Source organism: Belnapia arida, assembly GCF_016773205.1.
Taxonomy (GTDB): Bacteria; Pseudomonadota; Alphaproteobacteria; order Acetobacterales; family Acetobacteraceae; genus Belnapia; species Belnapia arida.
On the sequence record NZ_JAETWB010000024.1, the window covers coordinates 41325 to 63037 of the forward strand.

The 21713-nt window shown below is 74.4% G+C and carries 20 protein-coding genes; 3 read left to right on the forward strand and 17 right to left on the reverse strand.

Translation table 11 applies throughout. The features are described from left to right. Positions 1–18: 18 nt before the first annotated feature. On the reverse strand, positions 19–1788 hold the full coding sequence (locus JMJ56_RS25160; RefSeq protein ID WP_202834510.1) for a thiamine pyrophosphate-dependent enzyme: 1770 nt from the start codon (positions 1786–1788) through the stop codon (positions 19–21). Positions 1789–1928: 140 nt separating this feature from the next. Here JMJ56_RS25160 and JMJ56_RS25165 point away from each other — a divergent pair, with 140 nt between their 5' ends. Both JMJ56_RS25165 and JMJ56_RS25170 read left to right on the forward strand, forming a co-directional pair. Beyond that, a complete protein-coding gene (locus JMJ56_RS25165) occupies positions 1929–2627 on the forward strand; it encodes an isochorismatase family protein (RefSeq protein ID WP_202834511.1) in 699 nt (232 codons plus the stop codon). Then, positions 2624–3622, forward strand: coding sequence for an asparaginase (locus JMJ56_RS25170; protein WP_202834512.1), 999 nt, complete (start codon positions 2624–2626; stop codon positions 3620–3622). The genes JMJ56_RS25165 and JMJ56_RS25170 overlap by 4 nt, the downstream gene beginning before the upstream one ends. Here the strand turns inward: JMJ56_RS25170 and JMJ56_RS34970 are convergent. The 9 genes from JMJ56_RS34970 to gpmI all read right to left on the reverse strand — a co-directional run bounded on the left by JMJ56_RS34970 (position 3619) and on the right by gpmI (position 15451). Further along, complete coding sequence (locus JMJ56_RS34970) at positions 3619–6651, reverse strand: AAA family ATPase (protein ID WP_202834513.1); 3033 nt, start codon at positions 6649–6651, stop codon at positions 3619–3621. The two genes, JMJ56_RS25170 and JMJ56_RS34970, sit on opposite strands and share 4 nt — an antisense overlap. Before the next feature lie 2 nt (positions 6652–6653). After that, positions 6654–7802 carry an exonuclease SbcCD subunit D gene (locus tag JMJ56_RS25180; protein WP_202834514.1) on the reverse strand — a complete coding sequence of 383 codons (1149 nt, stop codon included), beginning with the start codon at positions 7800–7802 and terminating at the stop codon, positions 6654–6656. A 39-nt stretch (positions 7803–7841) separates the two neighbouring features. Next, a complete protein-coding gene (locus JMJ56_RS25185; RefSeq protein ID WP_202834515.1) occupies positions 7842–8936 on the reverse strand; it encodes a M48 family metalloprotease in 1095 nt (364 codons plus the stop codon). Positions 8937–8943: 7 nt separating this feature from the next. Beyond that, positions 8944–9504, reverse strand: coding sequence for a LemA family protein (locus JMJ56_RS25190; protein WP_202834516.1), 561 nt, complete (start codon positions 9502–9504; stop codon positions 8944–8946). A gap of 18 nt (positions 9505–9522) precedes the next feature. Continuing rightward, a complete protein-coding gene (locus JMJ56_RS25195; RefSeq protein ID WP_202834517.1) occupies positions 9523–10002 on the reverse strand; it encodes an RNA pyrophosphohydrolase in 480 nt (159 codons plus the stop codon). 13 nt (positions 10003–10015) lie between these two features. Further along, a complete protein-coding gene (locus JMJ56_RS25200; protein ID WP_202834518.1) occupies positions 10016–11065 on the reverse strand; it encodes a divergent polysaccharide deacetylase family protein in 1050 nt (349 codons plus the stop codon). Positions 11066–11075: 10 nt separating this feature from the next. Continuing rightward, a complete protein-coding gene (locus tag JMJ56_RS25205; protein ID WP_202834519.1) occupies positions 11076–12467 on the reverse strand; it encodes a S41 family peptidase in 1392 nt (463 codons plus the stop codon). A 112-nt stretch (positions 12468–12579) separates the two neighbouring features. Continuing rightward, entirely contained in the window at positions 12580–13881 is a 1302-nt protein-coding gene (locus tag JMJ56_RS25210; RefSeq protein ID WP_202834520.1) for a murein hydrolase activator EnvC family protein, read from the reverse strand. A 40-nt stretch (positions 13882–13921) separates the two neighbouring features. Beyond that, entirely contained in the window at positions 13922–15451 is a 1530-nt protein-coding gene (gpmI, locus tag JMJ56_RS25215; RefSeq protein ID WP_236038461.1) for a 2,3-bisphosphoglycerate-independent phosphoglycerate mutase, read from the reverse strand. Between the two features lie 115 nt (positions 15452–15566). On the opposite strand from gpmI, the gene JMJ56_RS25220 reads away from it, so the two are divergent. Next, the gene (locus JMJ56_RS25220; protein ID WP_202834521.1) at positions 15567–16256 is read left to right on the forward strand and encodes a 2OG-Fe(II) oxygenase; all 690 of its coding nucleotides are present in this window, start codon (positions 15567–15569) and stop codon (positions 16254–16256) included. A gap of 3 nt (positions 16257–16259) precedes the next feature. On the opposite strand, the gene JMJ56_RS25225 is transcribed toward JMJ56_RS25220, so the two are convergent. The 7 genes from JMJ56_RS25225 to JMJ56_RS25255 form a co-directional block, all read right to left on the reverse strand. Beyond that, positions 16260–17069 carry an SDR family NAD(P)-dependent oxidoreductase gene (locus JMJ56_RS25225; protein ID WP_236038462.1) on the reverse strand — a complete coding sequence of 270 codons (810 nt, stop codon included), beginning with the start codon at positions 17067–17069 and terminating at the stop codon, positions 16260–16262. 27 nt (positions 17070–17096) lie between these two features. Further along, a complete protein-coding gene (locus tag JMJ56_RS25230) occupies positions 17097–17747 on the reverse strand; it encodes an alpha/beta hydrolase (RefSeq protein WP_202834522.1) in 651 nt (216 codons plus the stop codon). Continuing rightward, positions 17747–18433, reverse strand: a complete 687-nt coding sequence (locus JMJ56_RS25235) for an NnrU family protein (protein ID WP_202834523.1) — start codon at positions 18431–18433, stop codon at positions 17747–17749. Before JMJ56_RS25235 ends, JMJ56_RS25230 begins: the two co-directional genes overlap by 1 nt. Before the next feature lie 4 nt (positions 18434–18437). Continuing rightward, positions 18438–18905 carry a 23S rRNA (pseudouridine(1915)-N(3))-methyltransferase RlmH gene (locus JMJ56_RS25240; protein WP_328702469.1) on the reverse strand — a complete coding sequence of 156 codons (468 nt, stop codon included), beginning with the start codon at positions 18903–18905 and terminating at the stop codon, positions 18438–18440. Continuing rightward, positions 18902–19429 carry a ribosome silencing factor gene (gene rsfS / locus JMJ56_RS34170; RefSeq protein ID WP_202834536.1) on the reverse strand — a complete coding sequence of 176 codons (528 nt, stop codon included), beginning with the start codon at positions 19427–19429 and terminating at the stop codon, positions 18902–18904. Before rsfS ends, JMJ56_RS25240 begins: the two co-directional genes overlap by 4 nt. 819 nt (positions 19430–20248) lie before the next feature. Then, the gene (locus tag JMJ56_RS25250) at positions 20249–20854 is read right to left on the reverse strand and encodes a nicotinate-nucleotide adenylyltransferase (RefSeq protein ID WP_202834524.1); all 606 of its coding nucleotides are present in this window, start codon (positions 20852–20854) and stop codon (positions 20249–20251) included. Beyond that, complete coding sequence (locus JMJ56_RS25255; RefSeq protein WP_202834525.1) at positions 20851–21702, reverse strand: 2-keto-4-pentenoate hydratase; 852 nt, start codon at positions 21700–21702, stop codon at positions 20851–20853. The genes JMJ56_RS25250 and JMJ56_RS25255 overlap by 4 nt, the downstream gene beginning before the upstream one ends. Positions 21703–21713 lie beyond the last annotated feature (11 nt).

The following is a 21713-nucleotide window of genomic DNA, read 5'->3' on the forward strand; positions in this document are numbered from 1 at the left end:
GCATCGGAGCGGCGACAGTCAGGCCGAGGCAGACTGATCGCCCATCATGGAGCGCGAGGGTTCGCGCTCCAGCGCCTGCCCGATCTCGGCGGCGCCTTTGGTGCCCTGGTCCAGCGCCTGCTTCAGGTGCTGGGCGTAGCTTTCGGATACCACGGCGGGCAGTAGCGGCTCGTTCTGGTCGACGATGGCCTGGATGACGACGGGGCCCTCCACCGCCATCGCCTGATCCAGCACGGCGTCGAGCTGCGCCGGGTCCTCGACGGTGAAGCCGCGGGCGCCCATCGCCTCGGCCGCCTTGGCGAAGTCGATCGGCGGCACCTCGCAGCCGAATTCCGGATTGCCGAGGAAGAGAAGCTGCTCCCACTTAATCTGCCCGAGCGAGCCGTTGCGCAGCACCAGCAGCTTGAGCGGCAGCTTCATGGCGACGGCGGTGGCGAGTTCGCCGAGCTGCATGGACAGCCCGCCATCGCCGATGACGCCGAAGATCGGCCGGCCCGGAAAGGCGCAGCCGGCGGCCACCGCATAGGGGATGGCGCAGGCCATGCTGGCGAGCAGGCCGGAGACGCCGAAATCATGCCCGGGGCCCAGCCGCATGTGCCGCGCGACGAGGCCGGTATGGTGGCCGCTATCGGAGACCACCACCGCATCCGGCGGCAGCCGCGCGCCGAAGGCGGCGACCGGGGCGGAGGGGTTCATCGGCAGGCGGGGGCTGGTCTCGGCGGCGCGCAGCGCCTCGGTCCAGCGGCGCGTCTCGGCCTGGGCGCGCTCGAGGAAGCTGCGGTCCTCCTTGCGGCGGAGCGCCCCGTTCAGCATCTCGAGCGTCGTCCTGGCATCGCCGACCAGCCCCACCTCGGCGGCCTGGCGGAGGCCGATGCGCTGTGCGTCGCGGTCGATCTGCACGATGCGCGCCTGGCCGGGCTTCGGGTAGTATTCGACATAGGGGAAGGTGGAGCCGACGATCAGCAGCGCGTCGCACTCCGCCATAGCGGCATGGGTGCCGAAGGTGCCGTAGTAGCCGATGCCGCCGGTGGTGTGGGGGTGATCGTCCGGCAGCACCGCCTTGCCGAGCAGCGCCTTCGCCACCGGGGCGCCGAGCAGCTGCGCGGCCTGCTCCAGCTCCGCCTTCGCACCGAGCGCGCCGCGGCCGGCGAGGATGGCGACGCGCTGCGCGCCGTTCAGGATCTCGGCCGCCCTGGCTACCGCATCCGGCTCGGGCAGGCGCAGGCCGTCCTGCCAGTTGTGGCCGCTGGACTGCGCCGCGCCGCGCGGCGAGGGTTTGTCCTCCGCCTCCTCCTGCACGTCCGTCGCCAGCGCCAGATGCGCGACGCCGCGGCGGGCGAGCGCCGTGCGGCAGGCGAGATCGGTGAGCTTCTCGGCGTGGGCAGCGCCCATGATGCGGGCGTTGTAGGCCGCGACATCGGCAAAGACCCGGTCGAGCGGGACGTCCTGCTGGGTGAAGGTGTCGGCCAGGTCGTGATAGGGCAGGCCGGTCAGCGCCACCACCGGGGCAAGGTCGAGCTTCGCGTCGTAGAGCCCGTTCAGCAGATGCAGGCCGCCCGGGCCGGTGGTGGCGAAGCAGCAGCCGATCTTCCCGGTCCATTTCGCGTAGGCGGCGGCCATGAAGGCGGCGCCCTCCTCATGCCGGACGGCGACGAAGCGGATGCGGTCCTGCCGGGTGCGGAGCGCCTCCACCACGCCGTTGATGCCGTCCCCGGCCAGGCCGAAGATGGTGTCGACCCCCCAGGCGTGCAGCGTGTCGACGACGATCTCGCTGGCGTTGCTCGGCATGCGGCGGCCCTTTCCCGTTCGCCGCGGAACGTGGCCGGGTTGCCGGGGTTCCTGCCCCGGCCTAGTCTTGGGCGACCGGCCGAAGATCCGGCCCCGAGGGTACGCGCAGCGCAGGCCAGGCCCATTCGCGGAGGTTCTGCATGCATCCCTTCACCATACCGGAGGCCGTCGCCGCCCGCGTCGCCGCCCGTTGCGGCACGCCGCATCCCTTCGCCCGGCTCGATCCGCGCCGCACCGCCCTCGTCGTCATCGACATGCAGAACGGCTTCATGCGGGCCGACCTCGCCCACGCGCTCTGCCCGATGGCCGAGCATGTGGTGCCGGCGATCAACCGCCTGGCCGGGGCATTGCGGCAGGCGGGCGGCGCCATCTATTGGATCCAGAACACCTTCGACGCGCGCTGCGAGACGGAGTGGTCCGTCATGCAGGAAATGGCGACGCCCGAGGCCCGCGCCCGCCGCGCCGCCTCGATGAGTGAGGGGATGCCGGGCCATGCGCTCTGGCCGGCGCTCGACGTTCAGGGCGGCGACGAGGTGGTGCGGAAGTACCGCTACAGCGCCTTCATCCAGGGCGGCTCCGACCTGCCGGAGCGGCTCAGGGCGCGCGGGCTGGACACGGTGCTGATCGCCGGCACCGTGACCAACTGCTGCTGCGAGAGTAGCGCACGGGACGCTATGATGCTGAACTTCCGCACCGTCATGGTAAGCGATGGCTGCGCCGCGGTGACGGATGCGGAGCACGGCGCCTCGCTCATCGGCTTCTACCTGCAATTCGGCGATGTGCTGACGGCCGATGAGTGCATCGCCGGCCTTGCCACAGAAGAGAGGGATGCGGCATGAGCCGGAAGAAGGTCGCTTTCATCGGCACGGGCGGGACGATCTCCTCGCTCGGCGACGGGCCGCTGGATACCGTCAATTACGGCGCCATGGGCAACATGCTCCAGGCCGGCGGCATCCTCGACCGCTTCCCCGAGGTGCAGCAGGTGGCCGAGGTCGTCGCGGTGCCCTACCGCAACGTGCCCTCGCCGCGCATCGCCTGGGCGGAGTGGAAGGAACTCGTCCTGCTCTGCGACAAGGTGGTGCGGGACGATCCCTCCGTCGCCGGCATCGTCATCGGCCATGGCACGGCCTCGCTCGAAGAGACGGCCTATTTCCTTTCGCTGACCTTGAAGGTGCCGGTGCCCGTGGTGGTGGTCGGCTCGCAGCGGCCGGCCTCGGCGCTCTCGACCGATGCGGGGCTCAACCTCGTCAATGCCGTGCGGGTCGCGGCGGATGAGGGCGCGCGGGGGCTCGGCGCGCTGGTGCTGCTGAACGACGAGATCCAGGCGGCGCGGGAGGTGACCAAGACCTCGACCGGGCGGATGCAGACCTTCCGCAGCCCGGATTTCGGCGTGCTCGGCCAGGCGGATGGCGACAAGGTCGTCTGGTACCGCCGGCCGCTGCGCCGGCTGGCGCCGGAGACGGAGTTCGACATCCGCGGGCTGGAGGCGCTGCCGCGGGTCGATATCGCCTACAGCCATGCGGGGGCGGACGGCACGGCGGTGCGGGCCTTCACCGCCGCCGGGGCGAAGGGGATCGTCGCCGCCGGCTTCGCGCCGGGCTTCGTCACGCCGGGCGATGCGGAGGCGCTGGCCGAGGCGCGGGCGGCGGGCGTCACCGTGCTGCAATCGACCCGCTCGGGCAGCGGGCGGGTCTTCCCGACGACGAAGCTGGCGGAGGCGGGCTTCATCCCGGCCGACAACCTCAATCCGCAGAAGGCGCGCATCCTGCTCGCCCTGGCGCTGACGGTGAGCAGCGATGCGGGCGACATCGAGCGGATCTTCGCGACCTACTAACCAAGGCGGAAGGCCGCGGTGGTGCCGCGGCGGCCGGGTGTCACCTCCAGCCGGGCGGGGATGCGTTCGCGCAGCTCCGCCACATGGCTGATGACGCCGACCAGGCGGTCGCCGGCCTGCAGGCCCTCCAGCACGCGGATGGCGGTATCCAGCGTCTCGGCATCGAGCGTGCCGAAGCCCTCGTCGATGAAGAGCGCGTCGAGCTGGTGGCCGCCGGCATGGGCGGCGACGGTATCCGCGAGGCCCAGCGCCATGGCGAGCGAGGCGCAGAAGCCCTCGCCGCCGGAGAGGGTGGCTGCGGGGCGGGCCTCGGCGTTCCAGCCATCGACCACCTCGATGTCGAGGCCGGCCCTGGCGCGTTGCCGCTCCGGCTCCTCGCGCCGGCGCAGGCGGTAGCGGCCGTCGAGCATCCCCTCCAGCCGCGTATTGGCCGCGGCGAGGGCCTCGTCGAGCAGGCCGGAAAGGACATAGCCCTCGAAATCGAGGCCATGGCCGTTGCGTCCCTCGGCCAGGTCGGCGAGGTCCTGGCGGAGGGTGGCAGCGGCCTCGGCTTCGGCCAGCGCGGCTTCGGCGGCGGCGATCTCAGCCAGCAGGCGATCATGCTCCTCGACGGCGCGGGCGGCGAGGGTCGCGCCTTGCAGCGCGGCGGTGGCCGCGGCCTCGGCGCCCGCGCGGGCGGCGGCGAGGGCGGCAAGGTCGGGCGGGACGAGGCCGGCTGCGGCTGCGGCGGTGGCGACGGCCTGGCTGGCGGCGGCGGCGCGGGCCTCGCCGAAGGCAGCGATGGCGGTGGCGAGACTGTCCTGCACCGCCGGGGCAAGGCGTGCGGCGCGGGCGGCCTCGGCGTCGGCGAAGCCCTCGGCTGCGCAGGCGAGGGCGAGGCGAGAGGCGGCCTCGGCCGCGGCGGCTTCGGCGACGGCGGCGATGCGGCCGGTTTCGGCGGCGTGCTCGACCCGGGTGCGGGCGGCCTCGGCGGCGGCGGCGGCTTCCTCGCGCGCGGCGCGCAGCGCGGCGGCGAGGCGAGTGGCGCGGGTTGCGGCGGCCTCGGCCTGGATGCGGAGGGTGCCGGCATCCGGGTTGTCGGGCGGCAGGCGGCGCAGGCGTTCCTCCGCCCGGGCGGCGGCGGCGGCGTGCTGACCCGCGGCTGAGGTGACGGCTTCGCGTGCGGTGGCAAGGCGGATTTCTGCGGAAGTCGCCGTGGCCCCTGCGTCGGCGGCGGCCTGGGCGAGGGCGGGAAGGCGGGCGGCGGCAGCCTCGGCGGCGGCGAGGGCCGTCTGTTCCATGCGGAGGGCAGCCTCCAACCCCTCGCGCGGCGCATCGCCGAGGCGGGCGAGGGCGGCGGCCTGTTGCTCGGCGGCGATGGCCAGCGCCGTGCCGATCTGGGCGGCGGCGCGGCGGGTGGCATCGAGCGTGGCCTCGGCCTGGGCGGCGGCCTGTTCCAGGACGGAGAGGTCGGGGAGGGGCGCCTCGCCCTGCGGCCGGGCGGGCGCCGGGTGGTGCGGGCTGCCGCAGACCGGGCAGGGGTCGCCCTCGGCCAGCAGGGCGGCGAAGCGGGCGGCGTGGTCGGCGGCGATGCGGGCGGCGGCGGCCTCGCGGGCGGCGCGGGCGGATTGGGCGCGGGCGGCGGCTTCCGTCTCTGCGGCCGTGGCGCGGGTGTCATCGGCCTGGGCGCGGTGGAGGGCGGCCTCCGCCTTGTCGAGGGCGCGGGCGGCGTTGAGGCGGGCGGCGGCGGCCTCGCCGGCCAGGCGGTGGCGTTCGCGCTGGTCGGCCGTGGCCTGGGCGGCGGCGCGGGCGGCCTCGGCGGCGGTGGCGGCGGCACGGGCGGAGTCGAGGGCTGCGGCTGCCCTGGCCTGGGCGGCATCGGCCTGGCGCAGGCTGGCCTCGGCCCCGGCGGCGGCGCGGCCCGCTTCCTCGGCCTCGGCGACAAGGGCGATGAGGGCTTGCAGCCGCTCCGCCTCGGCCCCGGCGGCGCGGGCGGCTTCCTCCTGGGCCGGAGCGTCGGCCAGGGCGGCTTCGGCCTGGGCGCGGCGCTGGCGGGCCTGTTCGGCGCGGCTGGTGGCGGTGGCGGCTTCGGCGCGCTGGGCGGCGGCGGCGGCGGCGGCGGCCTCCGCCTCGGCAAGGGCGAGGCCGAGGCGATCGGCGCGTCGGGCCGCTTCCAGCCGGGCGCGGTCGGCCTGGATGGCCGGTGTACGCAGCTCCAGCTCGGCCAGGGCGCGGGCGGCAGCGGCGGCAGCGGCGAGGAGGCGCGCGGTCTCCTGCCCGGCGGCCTCGGCGGCGCGGGCCGCGATGGCCGCCGCGGCGGCGGTGCCGCGGGCGGCCTCGGCCTCCTGGGCGGCGGCCAGCAGCGTGGCGCGGGTGGCGAGCGCCGCCTCCGGCGTCCCGGCCCCGGCGCGGCGGAGCAGGTTGGCGCGGGCGCCCAACGCCTCGCGCAGGGCACCCTTCGCCGCATTGGCCGCAGCGGAGAGCTCGCGCTGGATGCGGGCGTAGAGCGCGGTGCGGAAGAGGGTCTGCAGGATGGCCTGGCGGTCGGCCGGCTTCGCCACCAGCAACTCGCGGAAGCGGCCCTGGGGCAGCAGCACGGTCTGGCGGAATTCCGCGGCGCTGAGGCCGAGCAACTCGCGGATGCGCGCCTCGACCTCCGCCTCGCGCTCGATCGGCGGGGCGTCGGTGTCGAGGGCCTGGAGCGAGACCTTCATCCGCTCCTTGGTCGTGCCCTCGCCACGGCGCTTCGGGCGCTCCCATTCCGGATTGCGGGTGATGCGCCAGCGGCGCCGGCCCTGGGCGAATTCCAGCGCCACCTCGGTCGGCGCGTCGGGCGGGGCATGGCGGCTGCGGAGATGGGCGGGCAGGCGCTCCTCGCCGCTGCTCTCGCCGAAGAGGGCGAAGCAGAGCGCGTCCAGCAGGCTGGTCTTTCCCGCGCCGGTCGGCCCGGCGATGAGGAAGAGCCGGTGCGGCCCGAGCGCGGCGAAGTCGATCTCCTGCCGCGCGGCATAGGGGCCGAAATGGGTGACGGTCAGGCGGAGCGGGCGCATGGCTAGTGGCCGGCGGCCTCGGCGGCCTCGATGGCGGCGACGAGCGCCGGGCGGGCCTCCTCCGGCAGCGGGGCGCCGCGCAGCTCCGCATGGAAGCGGCCGAAGAGGTCGAGCGGGCGGGCGATGCGCGCCGCGGCGCCGGCGGTGGCGAATTGCCCCGTGCCGGCGCGCTCCGTCGCGTAGCGCAGGCCGACGATGCGGGGGAAGACCTCGGCCAGGCGCCGCTGCGCCTCGGGGATGGGGACGGGGTCGGTGAGGATCAGGGCGACGTAATCCTCGCGGGCCCGGCTTTCGGTCTCGCGCAGCGCTGCGAAGCTTCCCGTCAGCACGCGCAGGCCCCGCCGCGGCGTGAGCGGGATCGCCTCGATCCGTGGCGCGTCCTCCCCGCCGATCTCCACCAGCGTCACCGACTTGGCGTGGTCCGCCTCCTCCACCGAGTAGGGGAAGGGCGAGCCGCTGTAGCGCAGCCGGCCGCCGAGCAGGCTCTGCGGCCGGTGGAGATGGCCGAGGGCGACATAGTCGAAGCCGGCGAAGCGCGCTGCGTCGATGGCGCCGGTGCCGCCGACGGACAGTGCCCGTTCGCTCAGCGGGCTCTCGGCGCCGCCGGCGACGAAGGCATGGGCGACGAGCACGCGTGGCCCCTCGGCCGGGCAGAGCCCGTGCAGCAGGGGCGCGAGGGCGGCGAAGGCGCCGTCATGGTCGGCGAAGCGCGCCTCGGCGAGGCTTGGCTCACGGGCCAGGGCCAGCGGCGTCGCATAGCCGCAGGCGACGATGGTGGCGCGGCGGCCCTCGCGGTCGCCGAGCGGGATGGCCTCGCCGCAGGGCGACTGCACGATATGCAGCCGCGCGGCGGCCAGCAGCCGGGCACCGAAGCCGACGCGCCGCGCCTCGTCATGGTTGCCGGGGATGATGACGACGGGGACGCCGAGGCCGAGGACGAGCGCGCTCAGCACCTCGTCCAGCAGCCGCACCGCCTCGGCGGGCGGGACGGCCCGGTCGAAGACGTCGCCGGCGAGCAGCACGGCGTCCGGCGCGGTGTCGCGGACGATCGCCGGCAGCTGCTCGGCCAGCAGATGGGCCTGGTCATCCTGGAGCGAGTGCCCGCCGAGGCTGCGGCCGAGATGCCAGTCGGCGGTATGGAGGAGGCGCATGCGGGCGCACCATGCGCAGGCGGGGCGGCTGCGTGCAAGCTAGCTCTGGCGCCACCAGGGCGAGCCGGGGACGGGCGCCGCCGCCGGCATCGGCGCCTCGGCGGGGGCGGCCGGCGCCGCCTCCAGCACGGAGACGGGGCCGGGGTCGCGGCCGCCGGCATAGCGGATCAGCGCGCCGATCCGCTCATCGAGCGGCGGATGGGTCGCCAGCCACTTCTTGCCGAGCGTCTCGCCCGGGCTGTCGAGCAGCATGGCCTGCACCTGGGAGGGCAGGCGCGGCATCTCCGACCGGGCGGCGACCTTGCGGAGGGCGGAGATCAGCGCATCCGGGTCCTGGGTCAGCTCCACCGCGCCGGCATCGGCAAGGAATTCGCGGTTGCGCGACAGGGCGAAGCGCAGGCCGAGCGCCAGCGCCCAGGTCAGCAGCATGATGGCGAGCGAGAGCAGCACGAGCAGGATCGCCGCGCCGCCCTTGCCGCTATCCTTCGAGGAGGAGCGCGAGGAAGAGCGGCCGGTCGTCATCGTGCCGGTGTTGCCGAAGACGTTGCCGGCGCGGACGATGATCTCCTCCGGCAGCGCGACGACGCCGGCGAAGACTGCGGCGACCACGGCAAGCCGCGCATCGCCGTTGCGGATATGCGTCAGCTCATGCGCCAGCACGGCCGATAGCTCGCGGTCATCGAGCGCGTCGAGCAGGCCGCGCGTGACGGTGACGGCGCCGGTCGCGCGCGAGAGGCCGGAGGCGAAGGCGTTGCGCGCCGGCTGCTCGATCACCGCGAGGCGCGGCATGCCGAGGCCGCGGCTGATGCAGAGCGTCTCGAGCGCGTTCCACAGCCGCGGCTCCTGCTGCCGCGTCACCGGACGGGCGCCGGTGAGGAAGTCGAGGATGCGCTGGTTCCAGGCCCAGGCGATGCCGAACCAGATGGCCGTCACCACCAGCACCACCGGCAGCACGACGGGGATGATGCGCACCGCATCCCGCAGGCCCTGGCGGAAGGAATGCGCCTCCCCGGCCACGAGCAGCAGGCCGAAGGCGAAGCAGATCAGCGCCAGCAGGACGGGGAAGCCGGCCAGCAGCAGGCCGGTCTTCCAGCCGTTGTTCCAGATCCAGGTTTTCAGCCCGAAGGCGCGCATGGCCCAGCTAGAACTTCACCTGCGGCGGGGCGGCGACGGCGGCGCGCTCCGCTTCCGGCAGCTCGAAGAAGCCGCGGGGCAGGAAGCCGAGCGCGCCCGAAAAGAGCACGGCCGGAATCTGCTGGACGGCGCTGTTGTACTCGGCGACGGCGTTGTTGAAGAAGCGCCGGGCGGCGGCGATCTTGTTCTCGACATCGCCCAGCTCCGACTGGAGCTGGAGGAAATTCTGGTTGGCCTTGAGGTCGGGATAGGCTTCCGACAGCGCCATCAGCCGCCCCAGCGCGGCGCCCAGCGCGCCCTCTGCCGCGGCCGCCTGCTCCGGCCCGCGGGCGCCGAGGGCGGCGTTGCGGGCCTGGACCACGCCTTCCAGCGTGCCGCGCTCATGCGAGGCATAGCCCTTCACCGTCTCGACCAGGTTGGGGATCAGGTCGTGCCGCTGCTTCAGCTGCACGTCGACGTCGGACCAGGCCTGGCCCGTGGTCTGCCGCAGCGCGACCAGCCGGTTGTAGGTGACGACGAGCCAGAGCAGCAGGACGACGACGACGCCGAGGACGATCCAACCCGTCATGCCGCACTCCCTCCCGCATCACCCGGCGAAGCGGGCGAAGTCGCGGGCGATCGTACCATAGATTTCGCGCTTGAACGAAACGGCCAGCGAGGGCAGCTCGGCCAGCGGCACCCAGCGCCAGGCATCGAATTCCGGATGCGGGTCGAGGTCGAGGCGGATCTCCGCATCCTCGCCGAGGAAGCGGAGCGCGAACCACCGCTGCCGCTGGCCGCGGTACCTGCCGCCCAAGGCTTTCCCGAGCAGGTGCGACGGCAGGTCGTAGCTCAGCCAGTCCGGGTGCTCGGCGATGATCTCGGCGTTGCGGGTGCCGATCTCCTCCTCCATCTCGCGGAAGACGGCGACGGCCGGGTCCTCGCCCGCATCCATCCCGCCCTGGGGAAGCTGCCAGCCGCCCGGCGCGCCCTCCGCATTGGGGAGATCGGCGCGGCGGGCGACGAGGACGAGGCCGGCGCGGTTGAACAGCACCGCGCCGACATTGTCGCGATAGGGCAGGTCCATGCAGAGGGTCCTTTCAGCGGGCGGCGGGGCGTTGCATCAGCGCGGTGACGGGGGCGAGGACAAGGCCGCTGGCCTCCACCGTGCCGGCCCAGGCGGCGAGCCGGTCGATCAGCACCGGCGAGGCCTCGCCGGCATAGCCGAGCGCCGCGCCACGCTCCCGCGCCAACGCCTCCAGCGTGCGGAGCTTCAGCTCGATCTCGCCGCGGGTCGCCGGCTCGTCGATGACGAGGTCGATGCTGCGGCCCCAGGCGCGCTCGGGCGAGGGTGCGCCGGGGCGCGGGTCGACATAGAGCAGGCCGCGGCTGGCGATGCGGGCCTGGAGGTCGCCATAGGGGCCGAGCATGGCGGCGAAGCGCTCGCCCCGCATCGGCCCGAGCGCGCCGATCGCCCCGACATAGCCGCTGAAGCGGGAGAGCAGCCAGGCCAACCGGTCTTCGTTGTCCGCCGCCGGGAGGCTGGTCAGCAGGGCGCGGTTGCCGGGGTTGTTGAGCGGGTAGCCGGTGGGCTCCAGCGGCAGGGCGAGCAGCACCTCCATCCCGCGGGCGCGGGCCTGGTCGAGCAGGCGGCCGGGCTGCGGCGCATAGGGGCTGAAGGCGAGGGTGACAGGGCCGGGGAGGCGGCGGATCGCCTCCTCGGTCAGGGCGGCGTTCATGCCGAGGCCGCCGATGACGAGGCCGATGCGGGGGCGGCTCTCCTGCCGGTCGAAGGGGCGGCCGAAGGCGCGGATCGAGGTGCGGCCATCGGGGCCGATGCGGGGCATCGAGCCATGGGGCCCCGAGTCCTGCAGGGCCTCCTCGCCGGCGGGGATGGGACGGCCAGGCGCCGGGCCGGGGCGGCTGGCGGCCTCGATCACCGGCGGCGGCTCGGGCGCGGGAGGCGCCTGGGCGATGGCCGGCGCCACAGGGGGCGAGGGTGCGGCAGGCGGCGCGGCGGGAGCTTCGGCGACGGGCGGGGCGGGCAAGGGCCCGAGCCAGGCAAGAACCCCGGTGCCGCCGCCGATCAACAGCAGCACCACGGCCCAGCAGAGGATCAGGGCCCGCCAGCCGGAGGACAGGCGCGCCATGCGGATCAGGTCAGCGCGCGGCGCGCCGGCCCGAGTTCTGCGCTGCCGCCAGGTTGCGGAGCAGCTGCATCGCCTGCTGGAGCTGGAAGTCGGTCTCCGGCTTGGTCGGGTCGAAGGAGGGCGTGCCCTCGGGCGGCAGGCGCGTCACCCGCTCGGCGATGCCCTGTGGCAGTTGCAGCGGCGGGATGGCGGCGCCCGTCGGCTGCTGCACCCCGCCCTCGTTGCGCAGCGCGCGGCGCAGGTCGGCCTCCCGCTCGCGGGGGATGTTGGCCGTCGCCTCCTGGCGCTGGGCCAGCACCTCGATGTCGGGCTCGATGCCGGTGCCCTGGATGGAGCGGCCGGAGGGCGTGTAGTAGCGCGCCGTGGTGAGGCGGATGGCACCCTGGCCGGGGATCGGCATCACCGTCTGCACGCTGCCCTTGCCGAAGGACTTGGTGCCGAGGACGATGGCGCGGCGGTGATCCTGCAGGGCGCCGGCGACGATCTCGCTGGCCGAGGCGCTGCCGCCGTTGATCAGCACCACCACCGGCAGGCCACCGGCGATGTCGCCGCCCTTGGCGTTCCACCGCTGCGCATCCTCCTGGCGGCGGGCGCGCGTCGAGACGATCTCGCCCTGCTCGAGGAAGTCGTCGGTGACCTGGACCGCCTGGTCGAGCAGCCCACCCGGATTGTTGCGCAGGTCGAGCACGATGCCCTTCAAGCTGTTGCCGGCCTGCTGGCGCATGGCCTGGATGGCGCGGCGCAGGCCGACATCCGTCTGCTCGTTGAAGGAGGTGAGCCGCACATAGGCGACGTCGTTGCCCTCGATGCGGAAGCGCACCACCTGCGGGCGGATGACCTCGCGGGTGAGCGACAGCTCGATCGGCCGGTCGGCGCCCTCGCGGCGGATGGTGATCTTGATGGCCGTGCCGCGCTCGCCGCGCATCTGCTCGACGGCTTCCTGCAAGGTCAGGCCCTGGACGGAGTTGCCGTTGAGGTGGGTGATGAGGTCGCCCGCCTTGACGCCGGCGCGGGCCGCAGGCGTCTCGTCGATCGGGCTGATGACCTTGATGTAGCCGTTCTCCTGGGTGACCTCGATCCCGAGGCCGCCGAACTCGCCGCGGGTCTGCACCTGCATGTCGCGGTAGGAGCGCTGGTTCAGGTAGGAGCTGTGCGGGTCGAGGCCCGTCAGCATGCCGTTGATGGCGTTCTCGACGGCGTCGCGGTCGTTGATCGGCTCGACATATTCGGCGCGGACGCGCTCGAAGACGTCGCCGAAGAGGTTCAGCAGGCGGTAGGTCTCGGCCCGGCCGCCGTCCTGCGCCCAGGCCTTGACCATGGGGGAGGTGACCATAGGGCCGAGAATGATGCCGGCGGCGAATGCCGCGCCGACCGTCGTCATCGTCCGAACCCTGCCCTTCATGCGGCACCCGTATCCCTGTTCCGGTGCGGCCCGGGGGCCGCGATCCGGCATGTTAGCGTGAAGCCCAGCCGCATGGCAGGGCCAGTATCGGTAACGTCCGGTATCCGGGCGATCATCCCGGGAACCAACCGCGCGGGTCGATGGGCCGTCCGTTGCGCCGGAGTTCCAGGTAGAGCGCCGCCTCGCCGAGCTGCCCGACCGGCTCGCCGGCCAGCAGGCGCTGGCCTGGCGCGGCATCCAGCCGGTCGAGCCCCGCCAGCACGACATGGTACCCATCGCCGCAATCGACAATCAACAACTGGCCAAAACTGCGGAAGGGCGCGGCGAAGACGGCGCGGCCGCCGCAGGGGCTGACGACGCGGGCGCCAGTGGCGGCCTGGAGGGTGAGGCCGCGGGAGGGGCCGCCCTCGCCGACGGCGCCGAAGGCGCGGGTGATGCGGCCGAGCACGGGCATCGCGCGGCCGCCGGAGGCGCGGGACGGTGGGTCGGGCGTGCGGGCGGTGGCCATCTCCGCCTCGGCGCCGCGGCTGCGGGCCTCGGCGGCCTCGCGGGCGCGGAGCTCGGCGGCGTCCCGGGCGCGAGCGGCGGCTTCGGCGCGGCTTTGGGCGGCGGCGGCGCGCTCGCGGGCCTCGGCGGCGGCACGGGCGCGGGCTTCGGCGGCCTCGCGGGCGCGGGCCTCGGCCGCCTCGCGGGCCTGTTCCTGGCGGAGGCGGGCGAGGGCGGTTTCCAGGTTCGTCGCGCGGGCGGCGGTGGCGGCGGCGCGGCGGGCGGCCTCCTCCTCGGCATCCTCCGCGCCGGCGCGGCGGTCGCGGGCGGCTTTCAGCTCGGCATCGAGGGCGGCGGAGGCGGCGCGGGCCTGGGCCTCGGCCTCGCGCAGGGCGGCGGCGCGCTCGGCGGCCTGGGCGGCGCGGCGGGCGGCCTCGGCCTCGGCGGCGCGGAGGCTGGCGGCCTCGGTAGCGAGCTGGCGGGAGAGGCTCTGGAGGACGAGCAGGCCGCGCAGCCGGTCCTCGGGCGGGCCGGGAACGGCGAGCAGGGATTCCGCCGGCCAGAGGCCGAGGCGGAGCATCAGCGGCAGCATCGGCGCCAGCGCCTCGGCCCGGGCGCGGCCCTCGGCGCGGGCGGCATCGGCGGCGGTGCGGGCGGCGGCGAGGCCCTCCTCCGCCTCACCCTTGCGCTGGTCGGCCGCCTGGGCGCGGCGGGCAGCTTCCACCCGGCGCTCGGCGAGGCGGCGCTCCTCGGCGGCGGCCGTGGCGGCGGCGCGGGCGGCGGCCTCGGCGGCGGCGCGCTCGGCCTGGGCGGCGCGCTGGGCTTCCTCCACCGCCCCAGGGGTGAAAGACTGGGGGGTGAGGGGCTGGGCAGCGGCCGGCGATGCGGCGAGCAGCAGGACGCCGAGCAGGGCTGGGATGCGCGTCAAAGCGCTATGGCAGATAGCATGCCGGGCGGAGCCGGTGCCATCAGCCCTTGAGCAGCGACACCCCGGTCATCGCCGCCGGCTGGGGCTGGCCCATCAGCTCGAGCAGGGTCGGCGCCACGTCGGCGAGGCGGCCATCGCGCAGCGCAGCACCTGACGGGCCGTTGACCAGGAAGACCGGGACCGGGTTGGTGGTGTGCGCCGTGTGCGGGCCGCCGGTCGTGGGGTCCTTCATCAGCTCGCAATTGCCGTGGTCGGCGGTGACGAGCAGGGCGCCACCCTGGGCCTTCACCGCCTCGGCGATGCGGCCGAGCGCGGCATCGACCGTCTCCACCGCCTTGATCGCCGCCGGCAGGCTGCCGGTATGGCCGACCATGTCCGGGTTGGCGAAGTTCAGCACGATGAGATCGTAGGTGCCGGCATCGATCGCGGCGACGACCTTCTCGCAGAGCTCGGGCGCCGACATCTCCGGCTGCAGGTCGTAGGTGGCGACCTTGGGGGAGGGGACCATGATGCGGTCCTCGCCGGGATAGGGCGGCTCCAGGCCCCCGTTCAGGAAGAAGGTGACGTGCGGGTACTTCTCCGTCTCCGCCGCGTGGAGCTGGCGGAGCCCGGCGCGGGAGACCACCTCGGCCAGCAGGTCCTGCATCGGCTGCGGCGGGAAGAGGGTGGCGAGGACGCGGTTCAGCTCCGTCGAGTACTCGGTCATGCCGAGCGCGGCGGCGAAGCGCGGCACGCGCGGGCGCTCGAAGCCCGTGAACCCGGGGTCGAGCAAGGCGTCGAGGATCTCGCGCACCCGGTCGGCGCGGAAGTTGAAGCAGAGGATGCCGTCGCCGTCGCGCATGCCGGCATAGTCGCCGAGGATGGTGGCGGGGATGAACTCGTCCGTCACCTTCTTCCCATGCGCGGCGGCGATGGCGGCGGCGGCATCCGGCGCGCGCTCGCCCTCGGCCAGCGCCAGGGCGCGCCAGGCCTGGCCGACGCGCTCCCAGCGATGGTCTCGGTCCATGGCGAAGTAGCGGCCGGTGAGGGTGGCGATGCGGAAGCCGGGGAGGCCCGCCGTCGCTGCCTCGAGTGTCCTCAGGTATCCGGGCGAGGCCTCGGGCGGGGTGTCGCGGCCATCGGTGAAGGCGTGCAGGGCGACGGGGATGCCGGCCTCGGCCAGCACCTTCGCCAAGGCCGCGGCATGGGCCTGGTGGCTGTGGACGCCGCCCGGCGACAGGAGGCCGAGCAGGTGGCAGGTGCCGCCCGATGCCTTCAACTTTGCGATGAGATCGGCGAGTGGCGGCATGCGGGCGAGGGAGCCGTCCTCCACCGCGGCGTCGATCCGCGGCAGGTCCTGCATCACCACCCGGCCGGCGCCGAGATTGAGGTGGCCGACCTCCGAATTGCCCATCTGCCCGTCCGGCAGGCCGACATCGCGGCCGGAGGTGCGGAGAAAGGCTCGCGGCCCGGCGGCCCAGAGCGCGTCGAAGACCGGCGTCCTCGCCTGGCGCACGGCGTTGTCCGCCTCCTCCTCGCGCCAGCCCCAGCCATCGAGGATGGTGAGCATCACGGGGCGGGGTGCAGGCATGGGCGGGCTCCTCCTGGCGGTGGGACCGGACCTAGACCTCGTGGCGTGCCGGCGCAACGGGCGGGGGGCGGAAGCGGGCGATCACGTCCATAAGCGCGTGGCGAGGGAGGGTGCGATGCAGGGGATCGATTGGGCGGCGGCGGAGGCGGAGCTGGACGCGGTGGGGGTGGCGCGGCTCGGCCCCTTGCTCTCGGCCGGGGAATGCCAAACGCTGGTCGCCCTGTGTGACGAGGAGGCGCGCTTCCGCAGCCGGGTGGTCATGGCGCGGCACGGCTTCGGGCGGGGCGAGTACCAGTATCTCGCCTATCCCTTGCCGGACCGGGTGCAGGCGCTGCGGGAGGCGCTCTATCCGCGGCTGGCGCCTATCGCCAATCGCTGGAACGAGCGGATGGGCCTGCCCGTGCGCTACCCGGCGGCGCATGCCGATTTCCTCGCCCGCTGCCATGCGGCGGGGCAGGCGCGGCCGACGCCGCTGCTGCTGCGCTACGGGCCGGGCGACTACAACTGCCTGCATCAGGACCTTTATGGCGAGCACGTCTTCCCGCTCCAGGTCGTGGTGCTGCTCTCGGCGCCGGGCGAGGATTTCACCGGGGGTGAGTTCGTGCTGACCGAGCAGCGGCCGCGCATGCAGTCCCGCGCCGAGGTGGTGCCGCTCGGCCTCGGCGAGGCGGCCGTGTTCGCGGTCGCGCAGCGGCCGGTGCAGGGCAGCCGCGGCGACTACCGGGTGACGATGCGCCATGGCGTGAGCCGGCTCCGCAGCGGGGCGCGGCACACGCTCGGCATCATCTTCCACGATGCGGCGTGAGGGTCACACCATCTCGTCGGGGAGGGCGGCGATGGCCGTCGCCCCGGCATCGACCGGGACGATCGCCCCCGTCATCCAGCGCGCATTGCCGCCGCAGAGGAAGGTGACGGCCGCGCCGACATCCCAGCCCGTGCCCTCGACCTGCAGGATGCTCCGCTTGCGCCGCGCCTCGCGCTTCGCCGGCGTCATGCCGCCGGCCTGGACCATTGGCGTGTAAACCATGCCGGGGCAGATGCAGTTGACGCGGATGCCGTCGGCGGCGTGATGCACCGCCATGGCGCGGGTCATGTTGACCACGGCGCCCTTGCTGGTCGGGTAAAGCAGGTTCGGATGGCCGCCGCGCAGCCCGGCGACGGAGCCGATATTGACGATGGAGCCGCCGCCCGAGGCGCGCATCGCCGGCACCGCGTACTTCGCCATCAGCATCATCGAGGTGACGTTGACGAGGAGGCCTCGGGCCCATTCATCCGGGTCCACATCCTCGGCCGTGCCCTTCGGCCCGCCGATGCCGACATTGTTCACCAGCACGTCGAGCCGGCCCCAGCGCCCGGTCGCCGCCTCGACGATGGCGCGGCACTGCCCGGGCTGCGTCACGTCGGCGGCGATGGCGAGGGCCTCGCCGTCCTCGGCCTCGATCATCCGCTGGGTATCCTTCGCCCAGTCCTCCATCGCATCGGCCAGCACCAGCCGGGCGCCGGCGCGGGCCAACAGAATGGCGGTGGCGCGGCCATTGCCGACACCCTCCCCCGGCCGCGAGCCGGCGCCGGTGACGATGGCGACCTTGCCTGCGAGGTTCTCGGCGATTTCGGCCATTCTGATTTCTCTCCCTCTTGCTTGTGGTCAGTCGGCCTGGAGCATGGCGAGGGCGCGTTGCGCGATCGCCTCCGGCACCTCGTGGCCGCCGTCGAATTCCAGGTAGGTCAGCGGATAGCCGGCGCGCTTCAGCTTCGGCGCCAGGCGGCGGCTGCACAGGTCGATGTTTAGCACGCGGTCCCCGGTGCCGTGGCTGAGGAAGAGGCGCGGCTTGCCCTCGACATGCAGCGGCGCGGCGAAGCCGGGCGAGAAGGCCAGGCCATGGGTGAAGAGCGCGCCGTTCATCATGGCGAGCGAGAGGGCATAGGAGGCGCCGTCCGAGAAACCCGCGGCGGCGACCCGCGCCGGATCGACCGGCCAGGCGGCGAAGACCTCGGCAAGCACCGCGTCGATCCGCGCGATATCCGGCCCGTAGCCGCCCTCCAGCACATCCCAGGTCGCGCCGCGGCTCTTCGGCAGCAGCACCAGCGCCGCCTCGGCGATGGGATCGATCCGCCGCAGCGCCCGAGCCGGGTCGCCGCCCGCGCCGTGCAGCATGAAGATCAGCGGCAGCGGCCCGGCGCCGGGGGCAACCGGCACGCGCAGCAGCGCCTCGCCGAGCGGGTGGAGGCCCGCCGGCAGCGGCCATGGCGCGGCGCCGATGGGTTGCGGTCGGGCGGCGAGGTGGCCTTCTTCCATCAGGATGCACCCATCAGCAGGGGCGAGACGCCGAAAATGCGCGGGTGGAAGTGCAGCATCGCCGCCCAGGCCAGCGTCCCGATCACGGGCGGCACCCAGCCTATCTCGCCGGGCGCCAGCCGGTTCCGCCCGGCAAGGATGGCGCCGAAGGGAAGGATGGAGGTGGTGGCGGCGAGCCTTGCCCATTCCGCAGGGGCCCGCTGCGCGAGCTTGGCGTCGATGCTCGGCATCCCCACCAGGGCGGTGACGAGGAAGGCGCCGAAGAAGAGCAGCGCCGCGCTGTCGCCATTGCCGATCATGTGGATCGCCGCCCAGAGCGCGAAGGACCAGAGCATCGGGTGGCGGGTGATGCGCTGGATGCCGCGCGCCTCCGCACCGAGCTGCGTCTCGCCGCCGACCGCCGTCGGGTTGCGCTTCGCCACCGAGGCGACGAAGAGGACGAAGGCGGGCAGCATCAGCAGCGCCAGCACCCAGCGCAGCCAGCCTGGCGCGAACCAGAGCGGCGTGGTCTCCGCGGCCTTCCACGCCTCGATGAGGAAGAAGATCGAGGCGAAGGATGCCAGGGAGAAGGCGATGCGGAAGCCGCCCTCGCCGATGCGGCCGGCGATCGCGCCGCGCAGCCGCGTGCCGGCGATGCCGACATGAACGCCGATCCAGACCAGGGCAGCAATCGCCAGCATCGTCATCCCCTCAAGGTCTCCAGGGCCGATGATAGGGGTGGCCGGAGCGGATGGCCTGCACCCTGTACCATTGCTCGGCCAGCAGGCCGCGCACCAGGAAATGCGGCCAGGTAAGGGGGCCGAGGGAGAGGCGATGATCCGCCCGTGCCAGCACCGCCTCGTCCAGACCCTCCGCCCCGCCGATCAGGAAACAGAGCGGCTTGCCCGCCGCTTCCCACCGGGCGGCGAGCGCCGCCAGCGCCTCGCTGCCCGGCGCCTCGCCGCCGAGGTCGAGGGCAACGGCAAGCGCTGCCTCGGGCAGGGCGGCGAGCAGCGCCGCGCCCTCACGCCTGCGGATCTCGCCCGGGCTGCCGCGCGCCTCGGGCAGTTCCGTCACCGCGAAGGGCGGCCGGAGGCGGGCATTGTGCTGTTCGAACAGCGCCGCCTCCGGCCCGCCTTTCAGCCGGCCGATGGCGATCAGCCGAGGCGCCCGGCTCACGCCTCGCCAGGCTCCTCCGCCGGCGGCGGGGCGCTGCCCTCGGGCTGCGGGCTGTCCGGGCCCCACATCCGCTCCAGCGCATAGCTCGCCCGCGCCTCGGGCTTGAAGAGGTGGATGACGAGGTCGCCGCAATCGATCAGCACCCAGTCCTCCGAGCCCTGGATCGCATCCCGCCGCAGCTTGAGGCCGACCTTCTCCAGCGCATCCTCCAGATGGTTCGCCATGGCCTGGATCTGCCGCTCCGAGAGGCCCGTCGCGATGATCATCCGGTCGGTGAAGCTGGCGCGGTCGGTGACGTCGAGGACGAGGATGTCCTCGGCCTTGTCGTCCTCGAGGCTGGCCTGGGCGGCGGTGACCAGCTGCTCCAGCCGGTCCGGCGCGGCCTTTTCGTCGAGGCGGGGGCGGCGGGCGGGCTTCGCCTCCGGCCCGGCGATGACCTGGCGCTTGCGCGGGCTCGGCTCCTCCTGCGGGACGGGCTTGGGCGGCACGCCGACGGGGCGGCGGATGACCTTCGCCTCCGGCATGGGCCGGGCGGGGACGAGGTGCGGGGCGGCGGGCCGGGACGGGGCGCGGGCGGCGCCACGCATCGGCTTCGCGGCGACCATCTCCGACCGGGTGGCGCGGGGCTTCGCGGCGCCGCTGCGCACGGGCTTGTCCTCCGTGGTACGGCGGCTGCGCGTCGGCGCCTCCTCGGCGCTGCGGCGGCTGCGGGTGGGCGCCTCGGGCGCGGCCTTGCTGCGGCTGCGCGGGGCCGGGCTCTCCGCCCGGCGGCTGCGCGTCGGCGCATCCTCGGCGCCGCGACGGCTGCGCGTGGGCGCTTCGGGCGCGGCCTTGCTGCGGCTGCGCGGAGCTGGGCTCTCCGCCCGGCGGCTGCGCGTCGGCGCATCCTCGGCGCCGCGACGGCTGCGCGTGGGCGCTTCGGGCGCGGCCTTGCTGCGGCTGCGCGGAGCTGGGCTCTCCGCCCGGCGGCTGCGCGTCGGCGCATCCTCGGCGCTGCGGCGGCTGCGCGTGGGCGCCTCGGGCGCGGCCCTGCTGCGGCTGCGGGGCGCCGGGCTGTCGGCCTTGCGGGTGCGGGCCGGCGCCTCCTCGGCGCCACGGCGGGCGCGCATGGGTGCCTCGGTCGCGGGTCTGGCGCGGCCGCGAGGCGGGGCGGCCTCGGTCCGCGCCGGGGCACGGCTCTTCGCCGCCGGCTTGGCGGCGCCGCGTGGGGCCTGCTTGCCCGGAACCCGCGGCGCCGTGGGCTTTGCCGCGCGTGTTGGCCGGGTGGTGGATGTGCTCTTGCCCCCGCCAGGGGGCCGTGTGGCGCGCGCGATGGCCGCCTCCTCTGTTCTTCGTGGTTTCTTCTATAGCACGCGGCCGGCAGCGCGGCGGATGGCCGTCGCCGAGGCCGGATGTTCCCGCGCCGGCACCAGGCTCCAGCCCGCGTGCCGGCTCGTCCCGCATCCGTCGAGCAACGCGCCCGGACGCTTCCGGTGCCGCGCCAGCGCCCGCGCCGCCTGGCCCGAGAGCGCCCGCCGCGTCTCGCCCGGCCGCGGCAGCACCGCGAGCGGCGTGCCGCGTGCCAGCGCCCGCCACCCCTTCCAGCGCGGCAGCTGGAAGAGGTTGTCGGCGCCGATCAGCAGCACGAAGCAGGCGCGCGGGAAGCGGCGGTGCAGCAGGGCGAGCGTCGCCACGGTGAAGCGGGTGCCGAGCCGGGCCTCGATATCGGTTGCGATGATCCGCCGCCCATCGGCGATGCTCCGGGCGGAGGCCAGGCGCTCGGCGAAGGGTGCCATGCCCCGGCGCGGCTTCAGCGGGTTGCCGGGCGAGACCAGCAGCCAGACCTGGTCGAGGCGGAGCGCCCGCAAAGCGCGCTCCGCCACATGCCGGTGCCCGGCATGGGCCGGGTTGAAGCTGCCGCCGAGCAGGCCGATGCGCGCCCGGCGGCCATCCCCGTGGGCGTGCCTCACCTGACCTGAAGGCCGACCGAGACCGGCTGCGCCAGCATCCCCTCGTAGCGGAGGGAGTAGCTGCGCCCGGCCACCGCCGGCACCGAGGGGGCGAATCCGCCGAGCGAGACGATGTCACCGGCCTTGAGCTTCAGCCCCTGCCGCGCGAGGTCGCCGACCAGCCAGGGGATGACGTTCAGCGGATGGCCGAGCAGCGCGCTGCCGGGGGCACGCGCCAGCTCCTTGGTGTCGTCCGAGAGGATGACGGTCATCGAGCCGAGCCGCGCGGCGAACGCCTCCGTCGCCTCGACCGGGATCGGCGTGCCGGTGACGCCGAGCCGGGCGGCGACGTTCACCGAGACCAGCAGCGGCCCGTTCACCGGACCGCCGAGCCCGACGCGGGGCAGCTCGATATAGGGGATGACCTGGTCGAGATGCCGCAGGATCTGCACATGGTCGGCGCCGGCGGTGTTGATGCCCTCGTCGCGCACGCGGACGAGCAGGTCGGCCTCCACGCTGACGCCGGCGACCTGCGGCGTGAGCTGAAGCGTCGCGCCGTCGCGCAGGCTCATCGTGCTCTCGAACATCACGCCATAGACCGGGCCGGAAAGGCCGAAGGCACGCTGCGTCGCGGCGCCCGTGGCACCCGCCTTGTAGCCGATCGGCCGGCCGAGTTCGGCCGCCAGCAGCGGCACCAGCTTGGCGCGGGCGCATTCCGCATCGGCCATGGAGAGGTCGGGATAGGGCTCTGCCGGCCGGCCCGCGAGCAGCGCCCCGGCGGTCGCCGCCACGGCCGGGTCGGGCGGGCAGGCGGCCTCGGCGGCGAGGCTCGGCAACAGGGCGGCAGTCAGCAGAAGCAGGCGGCGCATGGATGGTCCCT